The sequence below is a fragment of the Anaerolineales bacterium genome (assembly GCA_015075725.1).
Taxonomy (GTDB): Bacteria; Chloroflexota; Anaerolineae; order Anaerolineales; family Villigracilaceae; genus Villigracilis.
This window is the reverse complement of the sequence record JABTTV010000001.1, coordinates 1,543,758-1,569,558: the sequence shown is the minus strand read 5'-3', so window position 1 is coordinate 1,569,558 and position 25,801 is coordinate 1,543,758. Positions and strand designations below refer to the sequence as shown.

Annotated in this window: 25 protein-coding genes; 3 read left to right on the top strand and 22 right to left on the bottom strand. The window is 53.2% G+C overall.

The features are described 5' to 3' along the window. The first annotated feature begins 48 nt into the window (after window positions 1-48). Entirely contained in the window at window positions 49-582 is a 534-nt protein-coding gene (locus tag HS100_07540; GenBank protein ID MBE7433754.1) for a cytochrome b/b6 domain-containing protein, read from the top strand. Between the two features lie 10 nt (window positions 583-592). On the opposite strand, the gene rsmG is transcribed toward HS100_07540, so the two are convergent. The 21 genes from rsmG to HS100_07435 form a co-directional block, all read right to left on the bottom strand. After that, window positions 593-1,303 carry a 16S rRNA (guanine(527)-N(7))-methyltransferase RsmG gene (gene rsmG / locus HS100_07535; GenBank protein MBE7433753.1) on the bottom strand — a complete coding sequence of 237 codons (711 nt, stop codon included), beginning with the start codon at window positions 1,301-1,303 and terminating at the stop codon, window positions 593-595. Between the two features lie 216 nt (window positions 1,304-1,519). Continuing rightward, a complete protein-coding gene (locus HS100_07530; GenBank protein ID MBE7433752.1) occupies window positions 1,520-1,936 on the bottom strand; it encodes a hypothetical protein in 417 nt (138 codons plus the stop codon). A 281-nt stretch (window positions 1,937-2,217) separates the two neighbouring features. Beyond that, window positions 2,218-3,165 (bottom strand): glycosyltransferase family 2 protein, encoded by a 948-nt coding sequence (locus HS100_07525; protein MBE7433751.1) that lies wholly within the window; start codon window positions 3,163-3,165, stop codon window positions 2,218-2,220. 32 nt (window positions 3,166-3,197) lie between these two features. Then, a complete protein-coding gene (locus HS100_07520) occupies window positions 3,198-4,106 on the bottom strand; it encodes a hypothetical protein (GenBank protein MBE7433750.1) in 909 nt (302 codons plus the stop codon). 111 nt (window positions 4,107-4,217) lie between these two features. Further along, window positions 4,218-5,030, bottom strand: a complete 813-nt coding sequence (locus HS100_07515; protein MBE7433749.1) for a glycosyltransferase family protein — start codon at window positions 5,028-5,030, stop codon at window positions 4,218-4,220. Then, the gene (locus HS100_07510) at window positions 5,027-6,352 is read right to left on the bottom strand and encodes a DUF4910 domain-containing protein (GenBank protein ID MBE7433748.1); all 1,326 of its coding nucleotides are present in this window, start codon (window positions 6,350-6,352) and stop codon (window positions 5,027-5,029) included. The genes HS100_07515 and HS100_07510 overlap by 4 nt, the downstream gene beginning before the upstream one ends. A 69-nt stretch (window positions 6,353-6,421) precedes the next feature. Further along, window positions 6,422-7,183, bottom strand: a complete 762-nt coding sequence (locus HS100_07505) for an AAC(3) family N-acetyltransferase (GenBank protein MBE7433747.1) — start codon at window positions 7,181-7,183, stop codon at window positions 6,422-6,424. After that, window positions 7,173-8,276, bottom strand: coding sequence for a glycosyltransferase family 4 protein (locus tag HS100_07500; GenBank protein ID MBE7433746.1), 1,104 nt, complete (start codon window positions 8,274-8,276; stop codon window positions 7,173-7,175). Before HS100_07500 ends, HS100_07505 begins: the two co-directional genes overlap by 11 nt. 41 nt (window positions 8,277-8,317) lie before the next feature. After that, window positions 8,318-9,385: an N-acetylneuraminate synthase family protein gene (locus HS100_07495; protein MBE7433745.1), complete on the bottom strand. Its 1,068-nt coding sequence runs from the start codon at window positions 9,383-9,385 to the stop codon at window positions 8,318-8,320. Between the two features lie 46 nt (window positions 9,386-9,431). Further along, entirely contained in the window at window positions 9,432-9,791 is a 360-nt protein-coding gene (locus tag HS100_07490) for a DUF4260 domain-containing protein (protein ID MBE7433744.1), read from the bottom strand. Window positions 9,792-9,964: 173 nt separating this feature from the next. Beyond that, complete coding sequence (locus HS100_07485; GenBank protein ID MBE7433743.1) at window positions 9,965-10,882, bottom strand: SDR family oxidoreductase; 918 nt, start codon at window positions 10,880-10,882, stop codon at window positions 9,965-9,967. 103 nt (window positions 10,883-10,985) lie between these two features. Further along, complete coding sequence (gene pseB / locus HS100_07480) at window positions 10,986-11,996, bottom strand: UDP-N-acetylglucosamine 4,6-dehydratase (inverting) (protein ID MBE7433742.1); 1,011 nt, start codon at window positions 11,994-11,996, stop codon at window positions 10,986-10,988. A 33-nt stretch (window positions 11,997-12,029) separates the two neighbouring features. Next, window positions 12,030-14,036, bottom strand: coding sequence for a hypothetical protein (locus tag HS100_07475; GenBank protein MBE7433741.1), 2,007 nt, complete (start codon window positions 14,034-14,036; stop codon window positions 12,030-12,032). Between the two features lie 50 nt (window positions 14,037-14,086). Next, window positions 14,087-14,908 carry a class I SAM-dependent methyltransferase gene (locus tag HS100_07470; GenBank protein ID MBE7433740.1) on the bottom strand — a complete coding sequence of 274 codons (822 nt, stop codon included), beginning with the start codon at window positions 14,906-14,908 and terminating at the stop codon, window positions 14,087-14,089. 49 nt (window positions 14,909-14,957) lie between these two features. Beyond that, window positions 14,958-16,598 (bottom strand): hypothetical protein, encoded by a 1,641-nt coding sequence (locus HS100_07465; GenBank protein ID MBE7433739.1) that lies wholly within the window; start codon window positions 16,596-16,598, stop codon window positions 14,958-14,960. A gap of 51 nt (window positions 16,599-16,649) precedes the next feature. Continuing rightward, complete coding sequence (locus tag HS100_07460) at window positions 16,650-17,939, bottom strand: ABC transporter ATP-binding protein (GenBank protein MBE7433738.1); 1,290 nt, start codon at window positions 17,937-17,939, stop codon at window positions 16,650-16,652. A 34-nt stretch (window positions 17,940-17,973) separates the two neighbouring features. Then, the gene (locus HS100_07455) at window positions 17,974-18,336 is read right to left on the bottom strand and encodes a four helix bundle protein (protein ID MBE7433737.1); all 363 of its coding nucleotides are present in this window, start codon (window positions 18,334-18,336) and stop codon (window positions 17,974-17,976) included. Between the two features lie 63 nt (window positions 18,337-18,399). After that, entirely contained in the window at window positions 18,400-19,245 is an 846-nt protein-coding gene (locus HS100_07450) for an ABC transporter permease (GenBank protein ID MBE7433736.1), read from the bottom strand. Between the two features lie 107 nt (window positions 19,246-19,352). After that, complete coding sequence (locus HS100_07445; protein MBE7433735.1) at window positions 19,353-20,324, bottom strand: GDP-L-fucose synthase; 972 nt, start codon at window positions 20,322-20,324, stop codon at window positions 19,353-19,355. 113 nt (window positions 20,325-20,437) lie between these two features. Further along, window positions 20,438-21,448 (bottom strand): NAD(P)-dependent oxidoreductase, encoded by a 1,011-nt coding sequence (locus HS100_07440; GenBank protein ID MBE7433734.1) that lies wholly within the window; start codon window positions 21,446-21,448, stop codon window positions 20,438-20,440. Beyond that, window positions 21,445-21,921: a winged helix-turn-helix transcriptional regulator gene (locus HS100_07435; protein MBE7433733.1), complete on the bottom strand. Its 477-nt coding sequence runs from the start codon at window positions 21,919-21,921 to the stop codon at window positions 21,445-21,447. The genes HS100_07440 and HS100_07435 overlap by 4 nt, the downstream gene beginning before the upstream one ends. 197 nt (window positions 21,922-22,118) lie before the next feature. Between HS100_07435 and panB the strand changes: the two genes are divergently transcribed. Continuing rightward, the gene (gene panB, locus HS100_07430) at window positions 22,119-22,979 is read left to right on the top strand and encodes a 3-methyl-2-oxobutanoate hydroxymethyltransferase (protein MBE7433732.1); all 861 of its coding nucleotides are present in this window, start codon (window positions 22,119-22,121) and stop codon (window positions 22,977-22,979) included. A 12-nt stretch (window positions 22,980-22,991) separates the two neighbouring features. Continuing rightward, window positions 22,992-23,888: a 2-dehydropantoate 2-reductase gene (locus HS100_07425; GenBank protein ID MBE7433731.1), complete on the top strand. Its 897-nt coding sequence runs from the start codon at window positions 22,992-22,994 to the stop codon at window positions 23,886-23,888. Window positions 23,889-23,976: 88 nt separating this feature from the next. On the opposite strand, the gene HS100_07420 is transcribed toward HS100_07425, so the two are convergent. Continuing rightward, window positions 23,977-25,572: a DUF4173 domain-containing protein gene (locus tag HS100_07420; GenBank protein ID MBE7433730.1), complete on the bottom strand. Its 1,596-nt coding sequence runs from the start codon at window positions 25,570-25,572 to the stop codon at window positions 23,977-23,979. Window positions 25,573-25,801: the final 229 nt, after the last annotated feature.

Sequence of the window (25,801 nt, the reverse complement as noted above, 5' to 3'; positions counted from 1 at the left end):
ATTTAAGAGATTGTCTTGTATGCAACGAAAATAATGAGGAGAAATATCATGTCGGAGACCGCCCCCAAAAGATACCACCCCGCGCATGTCGCCATTCATTGGTTGATGGCGCTGCTTGTGATCATGATGCTTGGCATTGGTAAATTTGCTATGCCGGGCATCCCGCCGGAAGATCCGCAAAAGCCGATGATGTTGCAAAGCCATGCTTACATCGGCGGCGCGATTGCGTTGTTGTTGATTTTTCGCCTTGTGCTGCGATACACCACCAAGCGTCCTGCTCCGGCAGATGCCGGTAATGCCTTCCTGAACTTCCTCGCCAAGGCTGTTCATTTCCTGCTGTATTTGATTCTGGTGGGCATGGCGATCAGCGGGTTGGGGCTTTTCCAAATGGCGAACCTACCCGCCGTGTTCAGCGGAGCCGCGCCCTACCCTGCCAATTTCTTTGAATATCTGCCGCGCGGCGGTCATGGGCTTCTTTCATGGTTGCTGCTTGCGCTTGTATTACTGCACTTTGGCGCGGCGATGTTCCATCAGTTCATCAAGAAGGATAACTTGCTGGCAAGAATGTGGTTCGGGAAGTAGTCAAACCCACTCACAACGGCGCCTTCATCGGGATCCCCGCTTTTCTCGGGTACCTGGGCGGGGTGGCGGCGATCTTTTCCACCAGCACAAGATAGCGGTCATCTGCCACGCCTGGCAGGTGGACGGGGATCAACTGCTTCAATTTGCCGCCCAATAATTTCATTGCCTTTTCAGCGGACTGCGCCTCGGCCGGTCCGCTTTCCCCTTTTTGAGCAAGCATCGTTCCGCCGAGTTTGACAAGTGGGAGCAGGTATTCGGCAAGAATGTTCATATTCGCCACTGCGCGCGCCACCGCCCAATCATAGGTTTCGCGATGCGCAGGATCATGCCCCGCATCTTCAGCGCGTGCATGAATGACTTCCATGTCATCCAATCCCAAAGTTTGAATCACGTGCTGACAGAACATGGCTTTCTTGCCGACGGATTCCACCAGCGTCACATGCATGGTCGGGTAGATGATCTTCAAGGGAATGCCTGGAAAGCCCGCGCCTGTCCCAACATCCACAAGGCGGCGCGGCGGGTTGGCTCTCCAGGCCAGCACACAGGAGAAAGAATCCAAAAAATGCTTCGAGCGGATGGACTCCACATCGCGGATGGCGGTCAGATTAAATTTCCGGTTCCACTCGATCAACTCCCGCTCATAATTGACGAGCGCCGCCACCTGGCGGGTTGTGAGATGCACGTTGAAAATCGTTTTCGCGTCGTGAATGAGGGAATCCATGTCTGACGGGATTATATAACAATTGTGGTGCCCGGCATTTTATATGCGTACGCAGCGAACACCAATATCGGCGCGCTGTGATGGAATAACCCACCAGCCCCAATTGCCGTGATGGTCGTTCCAAGATTTACCTTTGAACAGGATATATGCCATCAGGGACGAGGAACGACGAAAGAGCCCCGCTCTCCTATCATCTTTTATTGCATACCGCCTCGTCTATTCCTTTTCGCCAACCTCACCGAAGTATTTCCGGACTTTCGCCGCAAACTGACGATCGGTCATCTTATCCGCAGATTCGATGCCTTCGATATGAATATGGTCTTTCCTGTGTTCGAGGCGCTGTTTCAACTCATGCTTCGCCTCGCCGGGACCAAAGATCAGAACTGCGTCCGCGCCGCGGAGCATGCCAATTACTTTTTCATAATACTTATTGAGATATCCTTTGTATTGTTTGTCGATCTGGTCATCCCCTTTTTGATATTGGGCGCTGTACGGAGTGCGGGGGCGGGTCAGGCCCCGATAGCGGAGGTGCCGACCGATGCCCGACTCGACCACCTGTAGGAATTCGTTGTCATTCAAGGTCAGGATCACCGCCCTCTTGTGATCGATCCAAAGCCCGATCTGTTTGGTCATGCATTCCATCCTTTCCTGTCATGTGCGCTCAAACCCTCATTAATAGTATAGGACGTTATTGATAGCAAATCAACAGGGTACGGGACAAACATAATTAATCCTGAATTTAATTTGGAATACTGAAGCGCAAAAGGATCAAAGGATCCGCGTTATCAAAGTTTCTCCGTATTCCATTTGTTCTTAAAAACGAACTCACCCACGAGCTGAAATTTCGGGTGAGTCATGTTTTAAAAGGGAAGGTGAAAACCAGACCAGAGGACGAGACAACTCGAAAGTTCGATTTACGAATAATACCAGTTGAAGATCCTGTTATAGATAGCCATCAGCATCTTCTTGATAAATACGATTTCCAGGACCCGTCTTCTAAACGAGGCAGGCTTCCTCCTCCCTGAATCCTTTAATTCACCGCGCAAATACCCCAGCGTATTGGACATATTCATCGCCAGTGGATCGGAAACCATCAAACGCAGCAATCCTGCGTCGTTCATTCGTTTGTCGAGCTGGCGTACCTGCCCCATCGGCTTGTCCATTTCGAAAGGCAGGAATTGTTCCAGCGTGGATTTGTACGCTGTAAACTGCCAGTGACTTGCTCCAGCCATCGCGTTGACTCCCTTATAAACTATTCTCCAGTCTCTAGTTTCCGCATATACTTTCTTATTCTCTTCTTCAGTTTGCCCAAGCGACAGGTTGAATTCCAAAAACGTCTCCCACGGGATAAATTGACCTTCCTCCAGTCTGGCGTTTTCGCGCGCCCACTTCAAAGTTGACTCATAATATTCTGGCGGCGTGCGGAAGGGACGCGCGGTCACCATGCCGACATTCGGAAAGGTTTCGAGAATTTCCACCGAACGCGAAAGCCATTTCGGGGAGAATAGTACATCCGCATCGGTGTAGGCGATGATCTCGCCCGGCGCGCCCGCCAGCATCACATTCCACGCGCCGCCCTTGCCCATGTTCTTCTCGGAAAGGATCAAATATTGGATTCGCCTTTCCTCCTTTTCTTTCACAAGAAAGTCACGCACCTCGGCGCATGAGCCGTTGTCGAAAACCATCAGATCGAAAGGCAGACCCGCGTCCTTGCGCATGGACTCGAGCGAGACTTTCAGCACATCGAGAGTCTCGGCGTAGAATCCGCTCAGGAACGGGATGTAATTCAACAGCGCGGCTGTGATCCGTTCGGGGCGGGAAACATCTTTGACGAACTTGGCGGGGTTTTGTCCTTTTCGCATTAGGTATCAGGTCCCAGGATTCAGGTATCAGGTTATGATTTGAAGAGTTTAGCAATTCGCTTTTGCCATCGTTTTGGGCGGGCAATGTTTTCGATCATATTTTCAGGCAGGAAGAAAAACACAGCGCGCAGAAACAACTCGACCTTCCTCATAAAGTGAGCCGATGTCATCTTCGGGCGGGCAAGCTGCCCATCGAACAATTCATGCGTCGCATCCAGGCTTGTGTAACGGATGTTCGCCTGTCCGCCCGCAAGACGGATATTGTCGTTGGTCTCGGGATGTTCATAATGCGGCTTGCCTTCAGGCAGATGCGAGTAATCGTGGTTTTGATGCACAATCATGATGGAGGGCGTGCAGTCAATAACCGCCCAACCTTCTTTGCGAGCCTTGTAGATCATCCAATTATCCCAGCCTGCGCGACCGATGGTAAAGTCGGGAATATCCTGATAACAGGATTTTGGAAAAAGGAAAAAATCGCTTCCCGCGGGACGGTGAAGTTGATCCTGTTTCCGGACGCTTTCCCTCAGCTTTGACTCCCACCCTTCGGCAAAATCAATTGGAGACGCAATGTCATAATCCCAGCGCTGGCTGAGCAAAACGTATTTATCACGCAACGTGCGCGAGCTCCGCGCCGTTTCGAAGAAATCGAGCATGAGGATCATATCCGTATTAATGATGCAGAGCAGGTCGCTGTTCGAGTTTTCGCGGGCAAGTCGAAACATGGACGAGATCAGCGGCGCGCCCGATTCGCTGCGTGCCACGTTGGGGATTTGCCTGACGCCGAGTTCTTTTGCAGTTTCAGCAAGACCCGTCTCTTCGCCGAGGAGGATGACTTCGACATCAGGAAGCAAAGTCCATGATTTGATCGCGTTGCCTTGAATCAGCGCGATGTGCGGATCGGTGAAGGGTTTGGGAGCGGAAAAGAGAGTGATCAGTGGCATGAGTAATCAGTATGTCGTTGCGAGCCCCGAGGCTTAAACGCCGAGTGGGCGAAGCAATCTCCCGTTTAATTGGAGACTGCTTCGTAGCAAAGAGCGCTCCTTGCAACGACATTATTTTAAAGCTCTTTTATCAATATCCTTCAAAGTTTTGTGTTGCACTCCTGCATTGAGCTTCATCAATTCAGGTTTGTCGTGAACGAGATCAAGCACTTCTTTCCACGAAAAGTCATCGCGCCCATCAAAGTGACTGTAGACCTGGCGCATGAATTCCAGGTCTTCGGGGGTGTCGACCGTCCAGCGGTAGTCGCCGAAGTCGATGGTGTGATGAAGCAAAGCAACTCTATATCCGCGTGAGGAAGTTCCATTTTCAAGTGTTCGGTTTTGACGAGTCAATTCGACACCTTCATAAAAATAGGGCATGGCATGCTCGCGGTGTTGCGGTTCCTTGGCTGATTTCCACGCTCCGGCAAGGGCTTTGAAGGTACAGGCTTCCACATCCAAACCAATGGGATAGGTTCGAGTCCACGGTGGAGGGAGACGGTTGCAGACAAAGTCATATTCGTCTCCAAGAAGAGTATTGACGACATCATCAATCAACGCGGGATCGATCACGGGACAATCCGCTGTGATGCGGACAACCACATCTGCCTTTGCTTGTTTGGCGGCTTGATAATAACGGTCGAGCACATCGTAGAGACTGCCGCGTGTGAAGGGGATTCCGCTGAAGTCGCAGTATTCGGCAACGGGGTCGTCGGAGGGATCGGTCGTCGTGGCGAATAAGGTTTGGGAAACAGAAGCAGACCGCGAGGTCCGGATGAAGACGCGCTGTAACATGGGTTGACCCGCAATGTCTGCGAGAATCTTACCGGGCAAACGCGAAGAGGACATGCGTCCCTGAATAATGGCGGCAACACGCGTCGTCATTGAGTCTGCCCTTCGGACGGGATCGGCTGGGGAATCACAAATCCCTTTGCCCTGAATTTCTCAACATAGTCACGGACGGTTTGATAATCAAGCCCGACCTGTTCTGCAATGTCGAAGACCGTGTGCTGACCTTCGAAGCGCATCATGATCTTTTCGATGGCGCGGTTGAGCGTCCAATTCTCGCGCCAATCGACCCAGAGACCGTGACCGCTGAGAAACACTGGACCTCGGAAGGTGCGCTTTGGAATGTAATTGGTTGCGTAAATGCGAATGATCTCTTCGGCAGTCCGCGCCGCGCCGACAAGCATGTCTTCGTGCATGATATCGAGATTGTCGTCGGTGGTGTGATATTCATCATAGGGCCAGCGGTTGATGGAAATGCACGGCACGTTGACGCCCGGTCCGTTGATGACGCGTTCATCGTTGGCGGGGGCAGCGGCAAAATCGCGTTCGTCGTGCTCGACATTGCGTAATTGGTTCTTGGTAATTCGGTCGAGGAGGTGATTGTGTTGACGTGTATGATGCCACGCAATTTTGTTTTTGTTACCCGTCATCTCCATGAAGATTCCGCCGCGCAGATTCGGGATGAGCGGCTCGTTGTGCGCAAGCCAGGCGATGGTGCCGATGGTTTCGGGTCCAAACCAAAAGCGGACGCTCATCGAGCCAGCCGGAAGCGGATTCTCCGCGAGCCGCCGCGCCAACTCAATCGTGCTGACCACTCCCGCACCATCGTCGTTGGCTTGCATGGGATGGCAGGTATGCGCCTGCACAAGGAACTCGCCCGCTGCGGGATTCGCTCCGCCTTCGGGATGGACAACCGCAGTCGCGACCTTGAATCCCTGTTTGGGGTCGGTGATAAATTCGCAGTTGATGACTGCATGATATTTCTTGTCACGAGGAAGTTTATCGAACGTATTCTTCGGCAGACAGAATCCCCAGTCGCGTTCGTAGTATTTGAAAATCCATGGCACCGTGTGCGGACGTTTCTCATTGAAATACAAATGCGGCTGGAGTTCGTCAAAACTCAGAACCTTGTCAACGGGCAACGAATACGAAACGATGTGCAAAGGGTTATCTTTGAAGTCAATGATTCGCTCGCCGCCTTCGATCTCCAAATACGCTTCGTGAACCACATAACGCTCCGGTACTTTCCACGTCCAGACGGGAGTCAGCGGCGCGTACGTTTCGATGGTGTAGTTCGAAGAATCGGGCATGTACGAGCCGACGATTTCCAACGTCTTATCGTGGTCGTCGGAGGCGATAGTGCGATGCAGGGGGAAGAATTCCGCGAGGATGGATTTGAGGGAGGTGTAGGGTTTCATTTTTTAGACACGCAGGGGCGAGGTTCTCTCGCCTTGTTTTGGTTTTATCAAATTTAGGGCGGGGAAACCCTAATACTTCGCCTCTTCGATGTAATGCAACTTTTCAGGGTGCTCGCGCACGATAATCGACATATTATCGTAAAAATCATTCGCCGTTGCAAAATGGATCTTTGCCTCACCGACCTGCACTTCCTTGATGACACCCGCCGCCAGCAATTCGTTCATGCCCGGGTTGATGTAGGTCTTCACGCGCTCGTCATTGCGGACGAACATCGAATACATTTTGATCTGCGGCTTGCGGTCATAACCGACATAAATTCCGGAAAACTCCTTTACGCGCCGGTAATTGCAGCCGACGTTGTATTCGATGTAATGATGCATCGAGAACGTGCTATTGAAATCCAAACCAATGCTCACAATTGTGCCATTGATCTTGTGAAATAACGCAAACGCCGAGTTCGGTCCGTAGGCTTCCACATCTTCGGTTTTGGAAAATTCCTTCGCCCTCGCCCCAAGCGCGGAAAAACTGTAGATCGGGTGCGGCGTACGCAACGCATTCGGCCTCAACCGCGCAATCTCGGTGATCATCCCCATCTTCGAAGGACTCTCCATGACATCGAAATAATGCGTCTCCGTCCACGATTGAAAATTGAACGCAGGGAATAATACCGTTCCGGTTTTACCGACCAGTTCGCACATCACATCGATGACCGTGTCCGCGCCGCCCTCCACCCCGCCCAGCGATTTATACGACGTATGCACAATGATCGTCTCGCCCTCTTTCAGGTTGAGTTGACCAAAACCACCCAGCAAATCCTTCTTACTTAACATGTTCTTCTCCAAGACTTCGATAGACATTCATCAAAACCGCGGCATTCTTTTTCCAATCCGCGCGCCTCTCCGCGGACCTGCGGGCTGCTTCGCCGATCCCCGGCAGTTTCTCACGCTGATTCATCGCCGCGCGGATCTTCTCCGCAAGATGATCCGCATCCCCATCGCGGAAAAACCAGCCGTTTTCGTCCTCCACCACCCATTCTTTATTTGCGGGGATATCCGAAACCAAACAGGGCAGCCCGCACGCCAGCGCTTCCATCAATGACACGGACGAACCGTCAACATGCGAAGGCGAGATGTACAAATCCGCCATATGATACCAGCGCGGAAGCTCTGTCTGCGAAATCTGCCCGCCGAAGGTGACGTATTCCTCCACGCCGCCGCTCTGTAAAATTTTACGGATATTTGCTCCCTGCGAACCGCCGCCCAAAAAGATCAAGCGGATGTCTTCGCGGCGCCGTGCAACTTCCACAAATGCGCGCGCCAACACATCCACGCCATAGCGTGGCTCCCATGCGCGGTTACAGAAAAGCACAAACCCTTCTTGATCCAATTTGCCTTCTGCCTTCTTCATTCTGAAATGATCAAGATCCACACCCCAGGGAATGACAACCGTCTTTCCAGGGTCCATGCCGTAGGTGGCTGCTTTATCCCGCGTTACGTTGGCGTCACTGGTGAAAAAATCTGTGCGGCGCAATACGTAATGCGTGACCCATTCCATCCACTTGTTTTTGTGAACATCGTCCATCAAGTCGAAACCCCAGGACATGGTGAGGATGGGATGGAATCCGCTCAGGGTGGCGATAAACGCGCAGGTCTGAATCGGTCCCGCATGGACGAGGTCAGGTTTGAGGTCCCGCAAGAGGCGTTTGAAATCCACCACCAATGAGGGGAGTTTGCTCCACGTAAACGGTTCGCGTCCGCCTTTCCAAATGACTTGATTCACATTTTCAGGAACAGGGCGGCTTTCGACCTGTCGCTGATTGCCTTCAAGTTGCACAAAATAAACCTCGTGCCCGCCATCGGAGATGGCTTTGAGAAAACGATAATCGTGGGTGGAGTAGCCGAGGGAGAAATAAATAATCTTCATATGCAAACGTAGGGGCGAGGCAACCTCGCCTTACACATTTACTACGCACCCAACTCTGTCCAGCGCAATTCTTTGCCTTTGGGCATATCAACCAATGCCTTTGTACCGATGACTTTTTCTAGTTCATGCGGTTTGACCGCTCCCGGTGTGGCGGGACGCAGGACATCGATCATGTCGCGGGTGAAGGTTTCACCGGCTTTGATGTCGCGCGCGGCTCGCAGACAGCGGCGTTGCACGACCTTGGTCTCCTGCTCATTGGCGGCGATGATTTTATCGGGACTGCCAAACGAGCGTTCGAGCAGGCGGGTCTCTTCGACCATTTTTGCCCAGTTGGCGGGGTTCATCGCAAACTTGTGGTCGGGACCTTCGCGGTCGTTACTGTCGGTGAAGTGGCGTTCGATCATGCGCGCACCCAAAGTCACCGCGCCGAGAACTGGTGCAAGGGCATGGGTGTGATCGGACAGACCAAGAACCACATCAGGAAACATGGCGGTAAAGGTTTTGAGCGTGTTGATGTGCAGGTGGTCGTAGTTATCGGGGCTGGCGGTGTAATTGGTATTGCACTGCATGAGGCACAGTTGCTTGTTGATCTTGAGTATGGCGTGGACCGCGCGCTGAACGTCGGCGATATCCGCTGCGCCGCAGGCAATGATCATCGGCTTGCCCTTGGATGCCATGTGTTCAAGCGCCTCGATCCAGTCAATTTCGCCGGAACCCGCCTTGAAGGCTGGGATATACGGATTGACATGCTCAATGGAATCGTAATCATAGGGTGAGGTGAAAAAGTCAATGCCGACCTTGTCGCATTCCTCTTTGAGGATGGGCGTCCAACTCTGGGAGACGGAAGCGGCGGCATAAACTTCGGTCACCGATTTCTTCCACGTGGCTTGATGGCTGACCTTGGAATTCATGTGAGTGAAGCCGTAATCCGAGACGATCTTAGGCGCTTGAAAATGCTGGAATTTGGCGGCATCCGCCCCGGCTTCTTTGGCGAGTTTGATCAGTTTCTTCGCCCGATCGAGGTCGCCGTCGTGGTTCGCGGCGATGTCGGCGATGAAGTAGGTGGGATGGTTCAAGCCGATGGTGTGGTTGTTGATCTTGAATTCCATGTGTTCCTCCAAATGTTGGAGGTGACAGTCACTTTAAAAGTGACGGTCACCTATTTGGGTTTCCGATCTTGCCCAGATGCGTATTTTGAAAGGCGTCTTCGTGCTTCAAGCCGTAGCCGAAGACCCGGTCAAGGCTGGAGTGGGCGAAAAGCAGAATGCCGGTAAAGGTCAGCCAGGGAGTAACAAGTAGGACACCCAAGGCATAGAGCGTAATCCCAAGCCCTTTGTGGTGGATCAGGTTATAGGTCCACGCGCCGAAGCGGGGGTTGATCAGGTAGCCGAGCATGCTCAGATCGGGAGCAAGAAAGAGGAGGGCGAAAAGTCCCCAAAAGGCGTCCAATCTCGAAAAAAGAAAGAGGGCGAGGGCAAACATCAGTAATTCTTCAAGCTTAAGAAGGGATTTCATGTGGGTTCCTTGTGAATAACGACAAAACGACTGTGGATAAGTTGGGAATATCTGCGGATAACTGGGGTCAAAATCTTAGTTTATCCACAAAAAGCGCCCAATCTCTGTGGATAACTACCCGTTTAAGTGGGTGAAGCTGTGGATAAATTGCCTGAAAAGCGGTTCACATGGGGTTATGGCTGTTGATAACTGCGGATTTTCTGTGGATAACCCTGTTCGTGTTGTGCGTAAAACTCCTCCAAACCTGTGGAGAAATCGGGTAAATCCTCGCCCAGGTCTGTGGATAACTTGCGGGTGGAAAGCCATAAATTGTTGGAACGTTTGGCGATAAGACCGGAAAAGTTGACGGACTTTGGGGTTATGTCGCTTTCGCGCATGTGGAAACGCCGCGCGAGCTCGACCCCGAACTGGTACTTGCTCATGGCTTGCGGACCGACAAGATGATACAAACCCTTTAACTCGCGCTTCAACATCTCGACGAGAGTTCGGGCGGTATCGTTCACCAACATCGGGCAAAAGATGACGTCGGTGAAGCCGCTCATGCTTTTGTTGTTCGAGAGATTGTTGAAGAAGAACTCGGCGAGACTGCGCCGGCCGTTCAAGCTCCAGCCGTAAAAGTTGACGCGCGCCACGATGGCTTTGGGGTTCTCAGTCAATGCCGCCCATTCGCCGTCGAGCTTGGTCTTGGAATACACCCCAACCGGACTGGGCGGGTCTTCCTCGCTGTAGTAGCCGTCCTTTTGCCCGTCGAAAACGGCATCGGTTGAGATGTGGGCGAAAGGGATATTCCGAATTTTGCAGGCGCGCGCGAATCGGCGTGGGAGGTCGGTGTTGAGCTGTTTGGCGAGGTCCGGCTCTTCTTCGCAGACATCGAGGTCTGCGAGAGCCGCACAGTTGACAACCCAGTCGGCTTGGGCGGCATCGAGGATCGACTCCACCGAATCCTTTTCGAGCAGGTCGTATTTCAGAACCTTGAACGGCGCGTTGACCAGTTTGCCGCGGTCCACGCCGATGACCTGATGCTCATTCATCATCTCCTGCGCGAAGTTGATGCCGAGCAATCCGCTGACGCCGGTGAGTAGAAGTTTCATGGGTTAGGTTCCAGGTTTCAGGTGCGAGGTGTCAGGTATCAGGTTTTCAACTGGCACTTGACCCCTGATGCCTGACACGTGACACCTGATACGTGACACTTCCTTATCCTTCCAATTTTCCCTGAAGGAACAATTCCTCAAAGGGGGCGATGTACTTCTTGATTCCTTCCACGTCGAGCCATTCGCTGTTGTTGTCGCTGGAGTATGAAAAACCTTCCTTGAGAATTTTACCCCTATCCTGCCAGGAATACCCGAACCAGGTTGCCTCAGCAGGCTGGACGACGAACATTTTCTCCACCTCGATGGTATGCCGCGCCTCATCCTCCGAGATGAGCATTTCGTGCAGTTTCTCGCCGGGTCGAATGCCGATGATCTCCAGTTTCGCATCCGGGGCGATGGCGCGCGCAAGGTCGGTCACTTTGGTGCTGGGGATCTTGGGGACGAAGACCTCGCCTCCTTCCATCTGCTCGATGCAATGGATGACGAAACGGACGCCCTGTTCCAATGAAAGCCAGAAGCGCGTCATGCGTTCGTCGGTAATGGTCACCTTGCCGTTGGAGCGCTGCTTGAGGAATAACGGCACCACCGAGCCGCGAGAGCCGACGACATTCCCGTATCGGACGCAGGAGAAGCGGGTTGCCGAGCCCCCGGCATAGGCATTACTCTGGATCGTTAATTTCTCCGCCGCGAGTTTTGTGGCTCCATATAAATTCGCCGGGCTGACGGCTTTATCGGTGCTGACAGTGAGAACTTTCATCACGCCTGCATCGAGCGCGGCTTCGACCACATTTGCCGTGCCCATGATGTTGGTCTTGATTGCCTCCATCGGGTTGTACTCACAGGCAGGGACCTGTTTGAGCGCGGCGGCATGGACGACCACGTCCACCCCATGCATCGCGCGGACGAGTCTCTCGCGGTCGCGCACGTCACCGATGAAATAGCGCAGGCGTTCGTCATTGAATCCGCCGACCTGCATCTGATGCTGTTTCAATTCATCGCGGCTGAAGATGATGACCTTCTTGGGCTGTTGTTCTTCGAGCAGGATCTTCGTAAATTTCTTGCCAAAGGAACCGGTCCCGCCGGTGACGAGTACGACTTGATTTTTCCAATCCATGAAATCTCCTATCAACTCTTCTCTCAACAGAGTCTACTCTGATCCCTTGCAATAATCTTTATCAATAATTTGTTTAATATCGTCAGACAACGGCTGTTCGATATTACCCAACATGTCACACGCCTGCAGGCGGATGATCCTCTCGCCCACGATGCGCCGCGCCATCTGCTTCAACGATTCCGCGTCGCCGGTGATGGCGTATCCCTTCAGGAAAGGCAGCCATTCCACGCGGTCTTCGGGGGCGAAGCCCAAAGCGATGGCTTCTCCTCCGAGAGCGGCAACCCGCTCCCAGTCCCCGCGTTGAGCCGCCAAATCCGCCTCCTGGAAATAATTGCACCAGCCGCGTTCGGGGTCGTTTCCAAAAATACTTTCCGGCGGCGGAACAGGTTCGGAATCAACGATCACGTTTGTGATGTTTGAACGAGGCGCAACCAGCGAAACATCGAGCGGGTCATATTCAGAGATCAATGGAGCAGCGGCATCGATGACATGCACGCATGAGTTCAAGGTTGGCTGGCTCATCACCAATATATTTGTGTAATCGATCGTGTACGTGTGACTGCGATAACCGGATTCATCCACTTGTGTACCATCCAAAATGCCGGGCATGTTCTCGCTGTTCAAGGTCAATCCCGCCAGGGGATAATGCACCGGAATTTCATTCGTCGGTTGCGGGAAATACATGACGTTCGCGGCTTCGATCAACGCCAGCCCGCCGTCGCCCATGCCGGGGGATGGATAATGAATCACAAGCGTCGCGCCGGGTCGAAGCGCAGGCGCACGCCAACTCACCTGCCGCCAGAAATTTTGCAATGCCTTTATCTCCGTCACAGCATTCGTCGCGATCGAAAAATGTGAAAGGACCGCAAAGCCGATGAGTGCATACAGGATCGTTGTCCGCACGCGTTGAAAGGAGATCAATTCGATAGCCGCTGCCATGAATACCGCCGCCGCAAGCGATGCGGGCAGACCATAATGCGAGAAGCCGGTGATATCGACATATCGATTCGCCATTACAACCGGGAGGACCCCGAAGACCATCCCCAGCCCGCCGAGGAGCAACGCTTCTTTCACGGTTTGAGTTTGACCGTCCTCCGTCGGCACTTGCTCCGCCGAAAGTTTAATACGTCTTTCCGCATAAACAACAAACAGGACTATCACGGCAACAAGCAATAGTCCAAACGCAATATCACGCTGGCGCATGGATTGAACGAATGGCGGAAATTGATCGATCCACGCAAGCACACTGAGATTCAACAGGCTTTTATAAGCCTGGAAGAACCAATCCACAGAGGCGGCAACCGGGTTGGCAATGAACACACTTAACTGTCCGCCTATATCCGTCGCTTTGCGTTCGTTGGCGAAAAAGAAGATGCGCCAGATCGCAATGCCCAGCGGAATGACAACCGTCCATGCCCAGGCTTTGATTGCATTCCAAAAGGCGTTTTTCGAATCGCGTTTCATTAATAAATATACCGCGATAAACCGAAATGCTTCCATGCCGATTGCATAATCCACAAGAGCGATGTAACTCCAACCTGTCAGGACCGCGCCGGTCCCATATGCCGCTCTTTCAGCGCCTTTTTCTGACTGTACCGCTTTCAATGTGAAATAGATCGAATACACCTGCAACGCCAAACTTGCGATCATCGGCTGGTACTCGATGGCGCTGATCCACCAGAAGTAACCTGGGTAGATCGCAAAGAGCAATGCGGCGATGAAATTGAATTTTCGATTTTCTTTCCAGAGGAGGTTGAAGATCCACAATGCGCCGATTGCAGCTAATGCCCGCCAAAAGAAAGCAAAGAGATGCCACGGCAAGGGATTTGGACCGAAACGGCTGTAAGCCCACTCGAAGAAAAAACCGCGCGCCGGGCGGTCGATGCGGAACATCTCATGGAATATCTTCGCCCCGCCCAGCATCCCATCGTAGATGTAATACCAATCATCCTTGTAATAGGTCAGGCTGCCAATGTGCGGAAGGAACACAAGGGCGGAGATGAGAAGGAGAAAAATACCGGGCTGGATGTTCTTTTTCATGGAGATTGGAGATTTGAGATTGGTCTCATGCAACAACCAATAATCATCTACTATTTATGAATTACGATCAACGGATACTGCCCATTCTCGGCGAAGAACTTCGGAAAGACGCCTTCCAGCCAGAAGACAAATCGCAGGAAGGTCCGCCCGCCGAAGGGGCGCACGAACCAGCGCATGATGCGGGTGCTCATGCTGCGCCACGGTCTGATATCGATGGTCATCTTCGAACCGACCTCTTTCTTCAACCATTCCGGCGTCATCTTTTGGACGAACGTCCCGGCGGGGTCTTCTTCGCTCAGCCATTCCTTCTTTTTCTTCTCGGAACGTCCGGACATCTTGCGCATCAACCCGATCAGCGGCTCTGCCATGCGGATCAGAAGCGGATTGTGCCAGCCGTTGACGATGGCAGCCGTCCGTCCCGGCGCAAGGACACGGTGGATCTCGGCATAGGCTTTGGGATGTTCAGGTAAAGCGAGGTGATGGATGGCGTGCATCGAAACCGCGCCGTCGAAAGAATCTTTCTTGAAGGGCAGATTCGCCAAGTCACCAACGACGAACAGACCGTGGTCACCAATGCGCGTCCGCGCCTCGCGTACCGCCTGAATGGAAATATCCAAACAGACGCGTTTTTCGTAGCCTGCGGAATAGGTCTTGTACTCTTCATATTGGACGGGACCAGACCCGGCGTCGAGAATGAAGCGACCGGTAGGGACGAGTCCATTCATCACGCGCAGGCGCGTCTTGTGGATGTATTCGCGCGAGACCGGGCGTAAGTCTTCATAACGGGCATTCTGGTAATGCCCGTCGTCCTCCTGCATCCAGCCGATATCATCATAAAACTCGCGGACTTTTTGTTTGGTGTCGTTGGTCATTTATTTTCTTCCGTAGGGGCGAAGCATGCTTCGCCCCTGCATGAGATAATTATTTCCAAGTAAAAGCCCTGCCCACAAGAAAATCGAATGTATCCTTGAATTGCGCCATGCCTTCGTCGCTCAATACTTTTCCGAGCGGATGCTCGGCAAGGTCATCCCAAAAATTCATCAAACGCCAGGGGAAGGGGCGCGGATATTCGAAAAAGAAGCGGTAGGCATAATTCCAGGCAAACTCGATCTGCTTGTCATTTAACCGATGCGAGGGAATATCTGCCAGGACTTGATCCAACACGGATAAATATTCATTCCACGTATGTACATCGAGCGTGAAACCGCGCCCGCGGTAGTGGGTCTGTCCGCACGAAATGACGGGACGCCCGTTCATCGCGGTTTCAAGACCAACAGTGGTGGTGTATGCCAATCCAACATCGGCAATCTCGATCAAATCATAAGTGTTGATCTTGTCCAATGCGCCAATAATGTGAACATGGCTTGGCAACTCAGGCAGCGCCTCTTTCACCACCGCAGCCATCGACTTGGCTTGCGGCACCAATTTTTCACCGGGGTGAACTCGGATGACCAGTTGCACATCTGTCCGCTTGGCAAAATATTGGACGGTCCTGGTGATCCACTCTGTCATGGATGAGGCGAAGATGTCACGCCCGAGGGTCAGGCTGTCGCCGAGCACGTTTGCGGCGAGCATGACGACAGGGCGGTTATCCAGCCCAAGCATATTGCGAGTCGTGTCCGCACCCTGCGATGAGACATACTGCCACAGTCGCTTGGACTTGCCCCACACCCTCGCGCCGCGGCGGGCATTTTCGAGGTCAGCTACGCGTTCGAACATCGCTTCGGTGACGGGAAGCCCGCAGCGCGCTTCAACGAGGTAATCCGTGTCCTGCTGCATGATGGACGAGTTCTGCGCCAGCCAGATCTGTTCGCGCTGGTCATTGAATTCGTAGGTTACAGCGTCAATGCCGAGATAGCGCGCCACGCGGAAGACAATACCCATTTCGAGGATCAATCCATTTGGGATCAAAACCACATCGGGCGTGTTCGCCTGCATGTATTGAAGAGCCGCTTTGGCGGCGAAGGTATTGCGTTCGACACGTAAATCATACAACGCGCGGTCAGACGGGTCGTTCATGTCCACTTCTTCACGCATCAGGGTGTATTGCACATCCCAAAGAGAAATTTCCTTGATGTCGGCTTGAATTATTTCGGGCAAATCGTTCGCCGCATGAGCACGCAGAGTTCCATGCGCCGCACGAGAAGAGGATTGCATATCCATCATCGAAACATGCTTCACCAGGGGAGACAACACCTTCAGCGCATCGTGGGTATGAAGAATGCGCTGGCGTTGTGTGAACTTGTCTTTTTCTTTGTGCCATTCAGAGTAGGGCAGGGTCAACAACGTAACATTGTGCCCCATGCCTGCCAACACCAAACCAAGATACGCCGATTGCTCGATCCAATAGTGCAGGGTGGCAAAGAACAAAACCTTCCTGCCTTTTGGAGCCTTTTCAGCATACGGTCTTACGACCTCCACCGCATCAGGCAAAGACTTCAACAAACGCGTCAGGTTGTAATGGTCCTTGCGCGGGCGGTTCTTCGACCGAAGCATCCAATCGATCTCGGCAGTAAAGGGCAGGTCGCCCAGAATTTCACGAAGCGGGTTTGATTTTGGCATGTTTTTCTGTAGGTCACGTTTGCAACGTGACAGTCACGCTACAAGCGTGACCTACGCAATCTTCTCGATCTTCCAATTCAATCGCGGTCGCACCGGACCCACACGCGGCTCGCCCCATTGCGTGCCGGGCGCGCCGGAAATATCCACGTTGAACGCCAGTGCGTTCTCATCCATGAAATAACGCTTCACGCCGAACGAGCTGGCATTCACGCCCACGGTGTAACGACCTTCGTTGAAAATATCCGCGGGCAATTCCGCGCGGCTGATGTAATGACCGACATTGCGCGAGTCAAATTTTTCGTACAGCTCAGGCGTATCGGTATCGAACGACGTGAAGACATACTCGCCGCGCATGGTGCTGACGTACAAACCAACCCGCAAGCCGGTGACAGGCGAGGATAATTTATATTCAAACTCGACTGTGACCGATTCTGTGGACCGGATCGTATCCACGACCTTTCCGCCTCTTTCTTTGACTTTGAGGCTGGTCGGCGTAAATGGCGCACTCGCCGCTGGTATCTCATCTGCCTCCCAAACCCGCTCCCCGGCTTGCGACTGTCCCGAGGAAAGATAGAAGTCCACCGCTTCTTGCGAAGGCGCGCGCATGATGAGTTGACCTTTGTTCAACACGATCGCTTCTTGAGTCAATCTCAAAATCGCAGACATGTTATGGCTGACGAATAAAACCGTGCGTCCCTGTTGGGCAACGTCACCCATCTTGCCGAGACATTTCTTCTGGAATTCGGCGTCGCCGACGGCAAGCACTTCATCCACCACCAAAATCTCAGGTTCAAGGTGAGCTGCAACCGCAAACGCGAGTCGCAGGTACATCCCGGATGAATATCTTTTGACGGGTGTATCAATGAACTGGCTGACTTCGGAGAAATCAACGATCTCATCGAACTTGGCATCGATCTCCGCTCGTTTCATTCCTAAAATCGCGCCGTTCATGTAAATGTTCTCGCGTCCTGTCAATTCGGGATGGAAGCCCGTCCCCACTTCGAGCAGCGAGCCGACCCGTCCGCGCACGGTGACGGTTCCCGTCGTCGGCTCGGTGACGCGCGAGAGAATCTTCAACAACGTGGATTTGCCCGCGCCGTTGCGCCCCACGATGCCGAGCACTTTGCCTTCTTCCAAATCAAAAGAGACATCCTTCAACGCCCAGACGTAATTCTGGTTCATGCGGCGGTCGGATTTGCCGATCATCGCCTTCGCCAGACGAATGGGCGCCGAGACTGTATCCACGATCACATCACGCAGCATGTTATAGCGGAACTTCGTCTCCGCAGCGCCGATCTTATATTGCTTGCCGAGGTTGTGTACGCTGATTGCTGTGGTCATAATAGGTGTCAGGTGTCAAGTATCAGGTGTCAGGTTATTTTGTGAGCGAACGTTTGAAACCACCAACAAGCGCTTTGGCTTTTCGTGCTTGTTCGTAATGTGTATCAAACTCACTTTGGTCAATGTACTCTACATCCAATGCCGCATAAAGCAAGGATTGCACTTCCACAGCAGAGCGTCTGGCAATACCAAGAAAACGGGCAAACTCAGCCCTGGATTCACAATCAAAACCTTCGGCAATATTATTCATCACTGAAACGGCTGCTCGCCTGATCTGATCTCTCATTCCAAAATCTTTCGAAAAATTATCTTTGTTTGTCAGTTTATAAATCATCTTCACAAGTACCCGTGCTTCTTGCCAGGCTTGTATATCTTCAAATTTCTGGATCATCGCCATAATTTTCTCCAATATTCAGGCATTATCGTAACCTGATACCTGACACCTCGCACCTGACACTTTTTATATCGTATCCGCAAAGGTCTTTTCCATGCTTCTGAAATAGAACAGACCTGAAACGAAGATCAAAACCGAAATCCCAATTGAGACCCAGAGCGCGGCGTCCGGTCCGTTGCCGACGCCGAGCAGCGCCCAGCGGAATCCGTTGACCACGCCCGCCATCGGATTAAGCGAGTAGGCGAGTTGCCACCTCTCCGAGATCACAGAGGCGGAATAAGCCACAGGTGTGGCGAACAGCCAAAACTGAGTCAGAAACGGGAGGGCTTGGTTCACATCCCGATACTGGACGTTGATCGCTGAAAGCCAGAGGGCGACTCCCAGCGCGGTGATGATGGCAAGCAGAAGGAAGAGCGGCAGAGTCCAGACGAGATGCCAGGCGGGGGTAACTTGATAGTAGAACATCAAAATCACTAGGATGACGAAGGCGATGAGAAAATCCACCATCCCTGCGAAGACCGAAGCGGTGGGAAGAATGAGGCGCGGGAAATATATCTTCGTCACCATGTTTTGATGCGCGACGAGCGAACGGCTGCCTTGATTGAGCGCGGTCACGAACAAACCCCACGGCAACAATGCAGTGAACGAAAAGACGGGATACGGAACGCCCTCGGTCGGTAATTTGGCAACACGGTCGAAGAGAAAGGTGAAGACCAGCATGGTCATGACTGGTTGAACGACAGCCCACGCCATACCGAGCAAGGTCTGTTTGTATTTCACCTTCACGTCGCGCCAGACCATGAAGAAAATCAATTCGCGGTAGCGCAACAGGTCACTAAGGTTTAACGCCGCCAGACCTTTGGACGGTTTGATATAAACGGTGTGGGGTTCGTGTTTGGTAAGGTCGGTCATTGTGTTTCCATGTCATTGCGAGGAGCGTTCTTGCTCTATGCGACGAAGCGATCCCCCACAGAACGGGAGATTGCTTCGGGCGTAAGAACCCCGCCCTCGCAACGACATTATTTTATTTTGTCTTGATTCGCCTTGAACCACTCGACTGTGCGCTTCATGCCCTCTTCGAACGGAACTTGCGCGCTCCAGCCGAAGAGTTCCTTTGCGCGACTCACGTCCAATCCGCGGCGAGGCTGACCGTTGGGCTTGTCTGTCTGCCAGACGATCTTGCCCTGGAAGTCGGTTAACTTCGCAACCATCTCGGTCAGGTCCTTGATGGAAATCTCGTAACCGGAGCCGAGGTTTACAGGCTGGTCGCCGTTGTATTTTTCTGCGGCGGTGATGATTCCATCCGCTGCGTCTTCCACATACAAAAATTCGCGCGTGGGGGAACCGTCACCCCAAGCGGGAAGTTCCTTGTCGCCGCGGTCCTTGGCTTCAATCGCCTTGCGGATGAGGGCGGGAATGACATGCGAGGTCTGCAAATTGAAGTTGTCGCGCGGACCGTAGAGATTCACCGGTAAAAGGAAGATGGCGTTGAAGCCATATTGCTGGCGATATGCCTGAGCTTGCACAAGCATCATCTTCTTGGCAAGGCCGTAGGGAGCATTCGTCTCTTCGGGGTAGCCGATCCACAAGTCATCTTCCTTGAACGGAACCGGCGTGAACTTGGGATAGGCGCAGACCGTCCCGATGGCGACGAATTTGCCAATGCCGTTCTTATATGCCTGGTGCATCAGTTCAACGCCCATCATCAGGTTGTCGTAGAAAAACTCGGCGGGATGTTCGCGATTCGCGCCGATGCCGCCCACATTGGCGGCGAGATGAATGATGACGACGTTCTTCGGGTCCACACCTTTGAGCGTATCAGCATAAAGACGCCTGATGTCATTTGGGTCGACGAGGTTGTAGTTCTCGATGCGTGGAATGAAGATATCCGTCGCGCCGCGCTGCTTCAATTTTTCAATAACGAACGAGCCAAGAAAGCCCGCTCCGCCGGTGACGATCACTTTTTTATCTTTCCAGAAATTTTCTGCCATGTTTGCTCCTTGGAATTCATCATTGCGAGGAGGGTGTTCTTCCCGACGAAGCAATCTCAAAATTAATTAGAAGATTGCTTCGTCGCTCCCTACAGTCGCTCCTCGCAACGACACTATTGAACTATGAACTGCGCATTCCTGTATCGGTCATCCGTCGGGTCTTTGATGAGACCGGATTTGAGCGCAAACAACACTTCACGCACGCCGTCGTCGACGGTCAGGGTCGTTTCAAAGCCGAGGACGCGCTTGATCTTCTCGAACGATACGGTGATATCGCGCATATCCCCGCCGAAAGACATATCTTTATATTCGACCACCGTTTCGGGCATGCGCCTCAGCACAAAGCCGACGATGTCGTTCTTGGAGTAGTTGCCCTTCTCCGTGCCGAGGTTGAAGACCTGCCCGCGGATCTTGCTTTGCTCCGCTTCGAGCCCCATGATGACGCCGCGCACCACGTCGCGGATGTGGACGAAGGAGCGCGAGTATCCGCGCTGGTAGATAATGAGTTGGCGTTTGGTGAAGGCTTCGAGAACAAACTGGTTGACGATCAGGTCGAAGCGCGTGCGGGGGGAAATGCCATAGAGCGTCGCAAAGCGAAAGAGCAAAGGCGCGCATGGCGAATCCTTTTGAGCAAGCAAATACTCTTCACCGGCAATCTTGGTTTCAGCATACAGAGACTGCGGATTCAACGGCGTTTCTTCAGTGACAGGTTTGCCGTTTTCAGATAAACCATAATTGCTGTAGGTGGATGCGAACACGAATCGTTCCACGCCCAGGTCTGCGGACTGCTCGAAGACCAGTTTCGTCGCTTCGAAGTTGTATTTCCATGCGACCTGCTTGCCCACCGCCTGGCAGGCTGGGAAGCCCACAATCCCTGCGAGATGAATCACCGCATTGGGAATCTGCCAGTCCTTTTTGACGGCATCGCGGATGGCGCGGTGTTCGGTCACATCCGCTTTGATGAAATGAAAATTGGGATGACTCATGAACGGCAGGATGCTTTCGCCGCCGAAGAGCAAAGAGTCCAGGAGTGTGACCCGGTATTTTTGCCGGAGCAGTTCCGAGGTCAGGAGAGAGCCGATGTAGCCCGCGCCTCCCGTGATGAGGATATGCTTATCCGTCATTCCAACCCTTCCAGCCGAATCTTGTATCCGTCCACCACCAGAGCGGGCGCGGACTTATCCGTCACAATTGCAACGCCCTGTTCCATGCAGGTCAGTTTGCAGATATCCGCCACGTCGCCCGAGCCGGTGATGCGCACACGGTCAAAGCCGGACTTACGGACTTTGGCGAGATGATCCTTGACGCGCTGGCGGGTGCGGCGATAAACGGAAAAAGAGTTCTCGACGTAATTGACCGCCAGCCGCGCGCGCAGGGCGAGACCTTCGGGCGTGATGATGTAACGCAGTTTCTTGCGTTCGGCGCGCGAGACCTTGACCGCGCCTTTTGCGATCAGGCGCTTGATGTGCCAGTTGACCGTGCCGACCGCCACGCCCAATTGCCGGGCAAGCGTGGACTGGTTGACATCGGGGTCGCTTTCGATCTGCTCGAGCAGGGTGAGTTCGCGGATTTCTTCGTTCGTCGATTCGACAGCCATGTTTCTTTCCAAAATTCAGTCGTTGAATTATAACCTCCTTCAACGAAGGGTCAAGTGGGGTTATAATTGAAATGCGGCGCGTATCCTTTTGAATGCGACTGCGTTAAATCTTATCGACCGAATGTGTGCGCATAACAGGGAGTCAGCGCACAACCCGGACTCTACCTTTACCGGAGGGTACCTTGTCAACAACAACCATTTCTAACAGTACGTCACAACGTAAAAAAGTGACGACTCTCACGTTCCGACAGAAGAAGGAACGCGGCGAGCCAATCACGATGTTAACCGCCTACGACTACCCCACCGCCTCGGCGATGGACAAGGCGGGCATTGACTGCATCCTAGTCGGCGATTCGCTCGCGATGGTGGTGCTCGGTTACGAAAACACATTGCCTGTAACAATGGAAGAAATGCTGCATCATGCGCGGGCGGTGGCGCGCGGCGCAAAGAGCGCATTGCTCGTCGGCGATATGCCGTTCATGTCCTACCAGGTCAATGCGGATGAAGCCCTGCGAAACGCCGGGCGCTTCCTGCAGCAGGGCGGCATGGACGCGGTCAAACTCGAAGGCGGTCGTGAACGAGCCGACGCGGTCAGGGCGATCACTGGCGCTGGAATCCCCGTCATGGGTCATCTCGGGCTGACGCCGCAATCCATACATCAACTCGGCGGGTTCCGCGCGCAAGGCAAAACTTCAAGCGCGGCGAAGCGACTTCTTGAAGATGCGCAGATCCTCGAAGAAGCAGGCGCGTTCAGCCTCGTGCTTGAGTCGGTCCCGGCACGGCTCGCGGAATACATCTCCAAACATATTTCCATTCCCACCATCGGCATCGGCGCGGGCGCGGGCTGTGACGGGCAGGTTCTCGTCACACACGATCTGCTCGGTCTCTTCGACCGCTTCACGCCGAAGTTCGTCAAGAAGTATGCGGGCCTGCATGAAACCATGAACAAGGCTTTCGCGGAATACATCGACGAAGTGGAGACGAAACGTTTTCCCGCCGAAGAACATGCTGTTGATATGAGCGACGAAGAATGGAACGAATTTCTTCGTATTGCGTAAAAGGATATTGAAATGAAGGAAGATATCTTACTGGTTGGCACAGGCGCATTGTCCACGCTGTTCGCGGCGCGGTTGAGCGAAGCGGGTCATCGCGTTTCGATGCTCGGCACGTGGAAGGACGGCTTGCAAGCCCTGGGCGAGAACGGCGCGCGCATCTCGGATGCTAACGGCGACGAACGCTCATATCAAGTCCATGCCACGAATGACCCGAATGAAGTAAAAGGAATCAAACACGCCATCGTGCTGGTCAAATCATGGCAGACGAAACGCGCGGCGGATCAACTCAAAGGGATTCTTGCGCCGGACGGAATCGCCCTCACCCTCCAAAACGGACTCGGCAACCGCGAACGGCTCGCGCGGGACCTCGGTCCCCGCCGCGTTGCCCTTGGTATTACCACCACCGGAGCCACTTTGCTTGGACCCGGGCTCGTCAAGGTCGGCGGCGAAGGAATCATTTCATTGGAAAGCAATCCGGCTCTTGCTCCCATCGAAGCGGCTTTGCGTTCCTCGAACTTCAATTTGCAGATCGTAAGCGATACCCGCTCCTTGATGTGGGGCAAGCTCGTCATCAACGCCGCGATCAACCCGCTGACGGCTTTGCTGCGCGTGCCGAACGGTGAGTTGTTGAACCATCCCTGGGCGCGCAAGGCGATGTCCGCTTTGGCGCGTGAGACGGCGCAGGTTGCTGAAGCAGAACGAGTAAGTCTTCCGTTCGAAGATCCGATCCAAGCCGCCGAGGAAGTTGCGCGCAAGACGGCGAAGAACCTTTCCTCCATGTTCCAGGATGTGCGGCGCGGCGCTCCCACCGAGATCGACGCCATCTGCGGCGCGGTAACCAGGCGCGGCGAGAAGCACGGGATCGACACGCCGTATAACCGGTCATGCTGGCAGTTGGTGAAATCGATCTAATGCGTGATGCGTAAAGAACGAATCGAGAAGTAATAAAACGCCGCGGAATAAGTCAAGTTCCGCGGCGTTTTGAGTCAGGAAATATTTGCTAATCGTAATAATACGGCGAACAGTAGTATTCCCTGCCGCCGGGCATGACAGCTTTGGTGGGATATTCTGAAGCGTCGATCACGATGGCATCCATTTCAGATTTGACGGACTCGAGAGCGCGGTCCGCGTTGATGCGGGAGAAATGGAAGGCTTGCCACGAGTATTCACGATCATTCTGTCGCAGGTCTCGTTGATGGCGGATACAAGCCAGGGCGGCGGTCACTTTCTCATGGACAGAATCAGGCAGGGATGGAGTCTGAAGCGCTTTGACAAGGGGAGGGATGGCGTCGTCGGAGAGTTGGGTGAAATACGGGGAATCCAAATCCTCGACGGCGGTCCCGTTCAGTTCGCGCCTGATGTTTTGATCCACGATGAAGGCGTCTACATTTAGGATGGGAAGGGAGGCGGCGAATCCAAATGAAGCGATGAGCATGGCGAAAGCGAACATCCGCTCCTTGCGAAGGATCTCAAGGCCGATGGTCGTGATTAGTAATAATCCGATCCAGATCAGGAATACGTGGGTGTAGGTGCGCAGGCGCGAAAAACCGTACGCCGCTTCGTAGAGATTCAACCGTTGATACGCAGAAACAAGCATGACAAGCAGGAGGACGACGAGCGCGATGCCAAGACCGGAATAGATTTTGCGCTGGCTTTCGGTCTCGCGTTTGGTCACGCCGCTCAAGGTCAGCAGCATCATCAGGGCGAAGAACGCCACAGCAACGAGTTCGCCAAAACCTTTGCGGGCATATTCGGCGTAGGTGTAACCTTCCACGTTGATGTTTGTCTCGCCGCCGAAGAAGTATTGGAATTGAATGACGACAAAAGCTGCGAAGAGGGCGACAACACTGCCAAGCACGATCGAGGATTCGATGAAGCCAAGAAACGGCGGGACGACCGGCTTTTCCCCGCCGGTCAGTTTCTCGTCCTTCGATTCGGTCGATGCATGAAGGAAAATCCCCGCAAGCGCATATCCGATGATGAGGATATAGATCATGCGGAAGATGTATTCAGGCAGGTTCTCGAGTCTGAAAGCTTCGATGAAATCCTCCAACCGTTGGTTGAAAACAACATCCGCAGAGGCGAGCAGGGAGGCGAAGATCATCACGATGGGAACGGCAATGATCAATCCGCGCAGGATGGGCATGAAATTGTATTTGGAGGGTTGAACGCCCGCTTCAGACCGGACTTTACGAGCTTCAGCGGCAAACCCAATGGGTCGGAGCAGGATGCTTCCCACCAGCGATAGCATTCTGGTCACGAAATCGGCAAAAGTGTATTGGATCCAACGGCCGCCAAGGTATGTGACGGCGAAGATTGTCAGCGTGAACATCGTAAAGGTATAGGCGAGAAAGGTCGTCATCGGCTCGGCGCGGATGAAGGTCACAACGGCGAAAAAGCCGAAGAGCGGAATCAGAAAAAGGGTGGTGCGATGCGGACGCAGTCCTTCACCAAGAAGCAGGAAGAACCCGCCAATGAGACAGGCCGTCCAAAAGATGGCGAAGTTTATCCCGGGGGCGTTCTTCCAAAAAAGAAAATCGAACAGCCAGCCGAGGATGAGAACGAGAATCCAAAGTTTGTTGGGGTTGGTTTTCATGGGCGCTCCTGATGCGTTGTTTTGCCACAAGGGTCTTAAAGGGTTTTTCAAAGCATAGTCCTGCGGGGCTTGCGGAAACTCTCAAAAGGTATCAGAACTTTGAAAATAATATCCCTCTTTGCAAAATTGCGCCTTGAAAGCGGACTGGAGAGCCCGTTTTCTGCTGAATGCGGCTGAATTACAAATTTGTGAGAATCCAAAATCGGGCTATTGACATCCATTTTGAATT

Coding starts and splice junctions, on each gene's coding strand:
- HS100_07540 (MBE7433754.1), top strand. CDS start 49: ATGTCGGAGACCGCCCCCAAAAGATACCACCCCGCGCATGTCGCCATT.
- rsmG (MBE7433753.1), bottom strand. CDS start 1,303: ATGGATTCCCTCATTCACGACGCGAAAACGATTTTCAACGTGCATCTC.
- HS100_07530 (MBE7433752.1), bottom strand. CDS start 1,936: ATGACCAAACAGATCGGGCTTTGGATCGATCACAAGAGGGCGGTGATC.
- HS100_07525 (MBE7433751.1), bottom strand. CDS start 3,165: ATGCGAAAAGGACAAAACCCCGCCAAGTTCGTCAAAGATGTTTCCCGC.
- HS100_07520 (MBE7433750.1), bottom strand. CDS start 4,106: ATGCCACTGATCACTCTCTTTTCCGCTCCCAAACCCTTCACCGATCCG.
- HS100_07515 (MBE7433749.1), bottom strand. CDS start 5,030: ATGACGACGCGTGTTGCCGCCATTATTCAGGGACGCATGTCCTCTTCG.
- HS100_07510 (MBE7433748.1), bottom strand. CDS start 6,352: ATGAAACCCTACACCTCCCTCAAATCCATCCTCGCGGAATTCTTCCCC.
- HS100_07505 (MBE7433747.1), bottom strand. CDS start 7,183: ATGTTAAGTAAGAAGGATTTGCTGGGTGGTTTTGGTCAACTCAACCTG.
- HS100_07500 (MBE7433746.1), bottom strand. CDS start 8,276: ATGAAGATTATTTATTTCTCCCTCGGCTACTCCACCCACGATTATCGT.
- HS100_07495 (MBE7433745.1), bottom strand. CDS start 9,385: ATGGAATTCAAGATCAACAACCACACCATCGGCTTGAACCATCCCACC.
- HS100_07490 (MBE7433744.1), bottom strand. CDS start 9,791: ATGAAATCCCTTCTTAAGCTTGAAGAATTACTGATGTTTGCCCTCGCC.
- HS100_07485 (MBE7433743.1), bottom strand. CDS start 10,882: ATGAAACTTCTACTCACCGGCGTCAGCGGATTGCTCGGCATCAACTTC.
- pseB (MBE7433742.1), bottom strand. CDS start 11,996: ATGGATTGGAAAAATCAAGTCGTACTCGTCACCGGCGGGACCGGTTCC.
- HS100_07475 (MBE7433741.1), bottom strand. CDS start 14,036: ATGAAAAAGAACATCCAGCCCGGTATTTTTCTCCTTCTCATCTCCGCC.
- HS100_07470 (MBE7433740.1), bottom strand. CDS start 14,908: ATGACCAACGACACCAAACAAAAAGTCCGCGAGTTTTATGATGATATC.
- HS100_07465 (MBE7433739.1), bottom strand. CDS start 16,598: ATGCCAAAATCAAACCCGCTTCGTGAAATTCTGGGCGACCTGCCCTTT.
- HS100_07460 (MBE7433738.1), bottom strand. CDS start 17,939: ATGACCACAGCAATCAGCGTACACAACCTCGGCAAGCAATATAAGATC.
- HS100_07455 (MBE7433737.1), bottom strand. CDS start 18,336: ATGGCGATGATCCAGAAATTTGAAGATATACAAGCCTGGCAAGAAGCA.
- HS100_07450 (MBE7433736.1), bottom strand. CDS start 19,245: ATGACCGACCTTACCAAACACGAACCCCACACCGTTTATATCAAACCG.
- HS100_07445 (MBE7433735.1), bottom strand. CDS start 20,324: ATGGCAGAAAATTTCTGGAAAGATAAAAAAGTGATCGTCACCGGCGGA.
- HS100_07440 (MBE7433734.1), bottom strand. CDS start 21,448: ATGACGGATAAGCATATCCTCATCACGGGAGGCGCGGGCTACATCGGC.
- HS100_07435 (MBE7433733.1), bottom strand. CDS start 21,921: ATGGCTGTCGAATCGACGAACGAAGAAATCCGCGAACTCACCCTGCTC.
- HS100_07425 (MBE7433731.1), top strand. CDS start 22,992: ATGAAGGAAGATATCTTACTGGTTGGCACAGGCGCATTGTCCACGCTG.
- HS100_07420 (MBE7433730.1), bottom strand. CDS start 25,572: ATGAAAACCAACCCCAACAAACTTTGGATTCTCGTTCTCATCCTCGGC.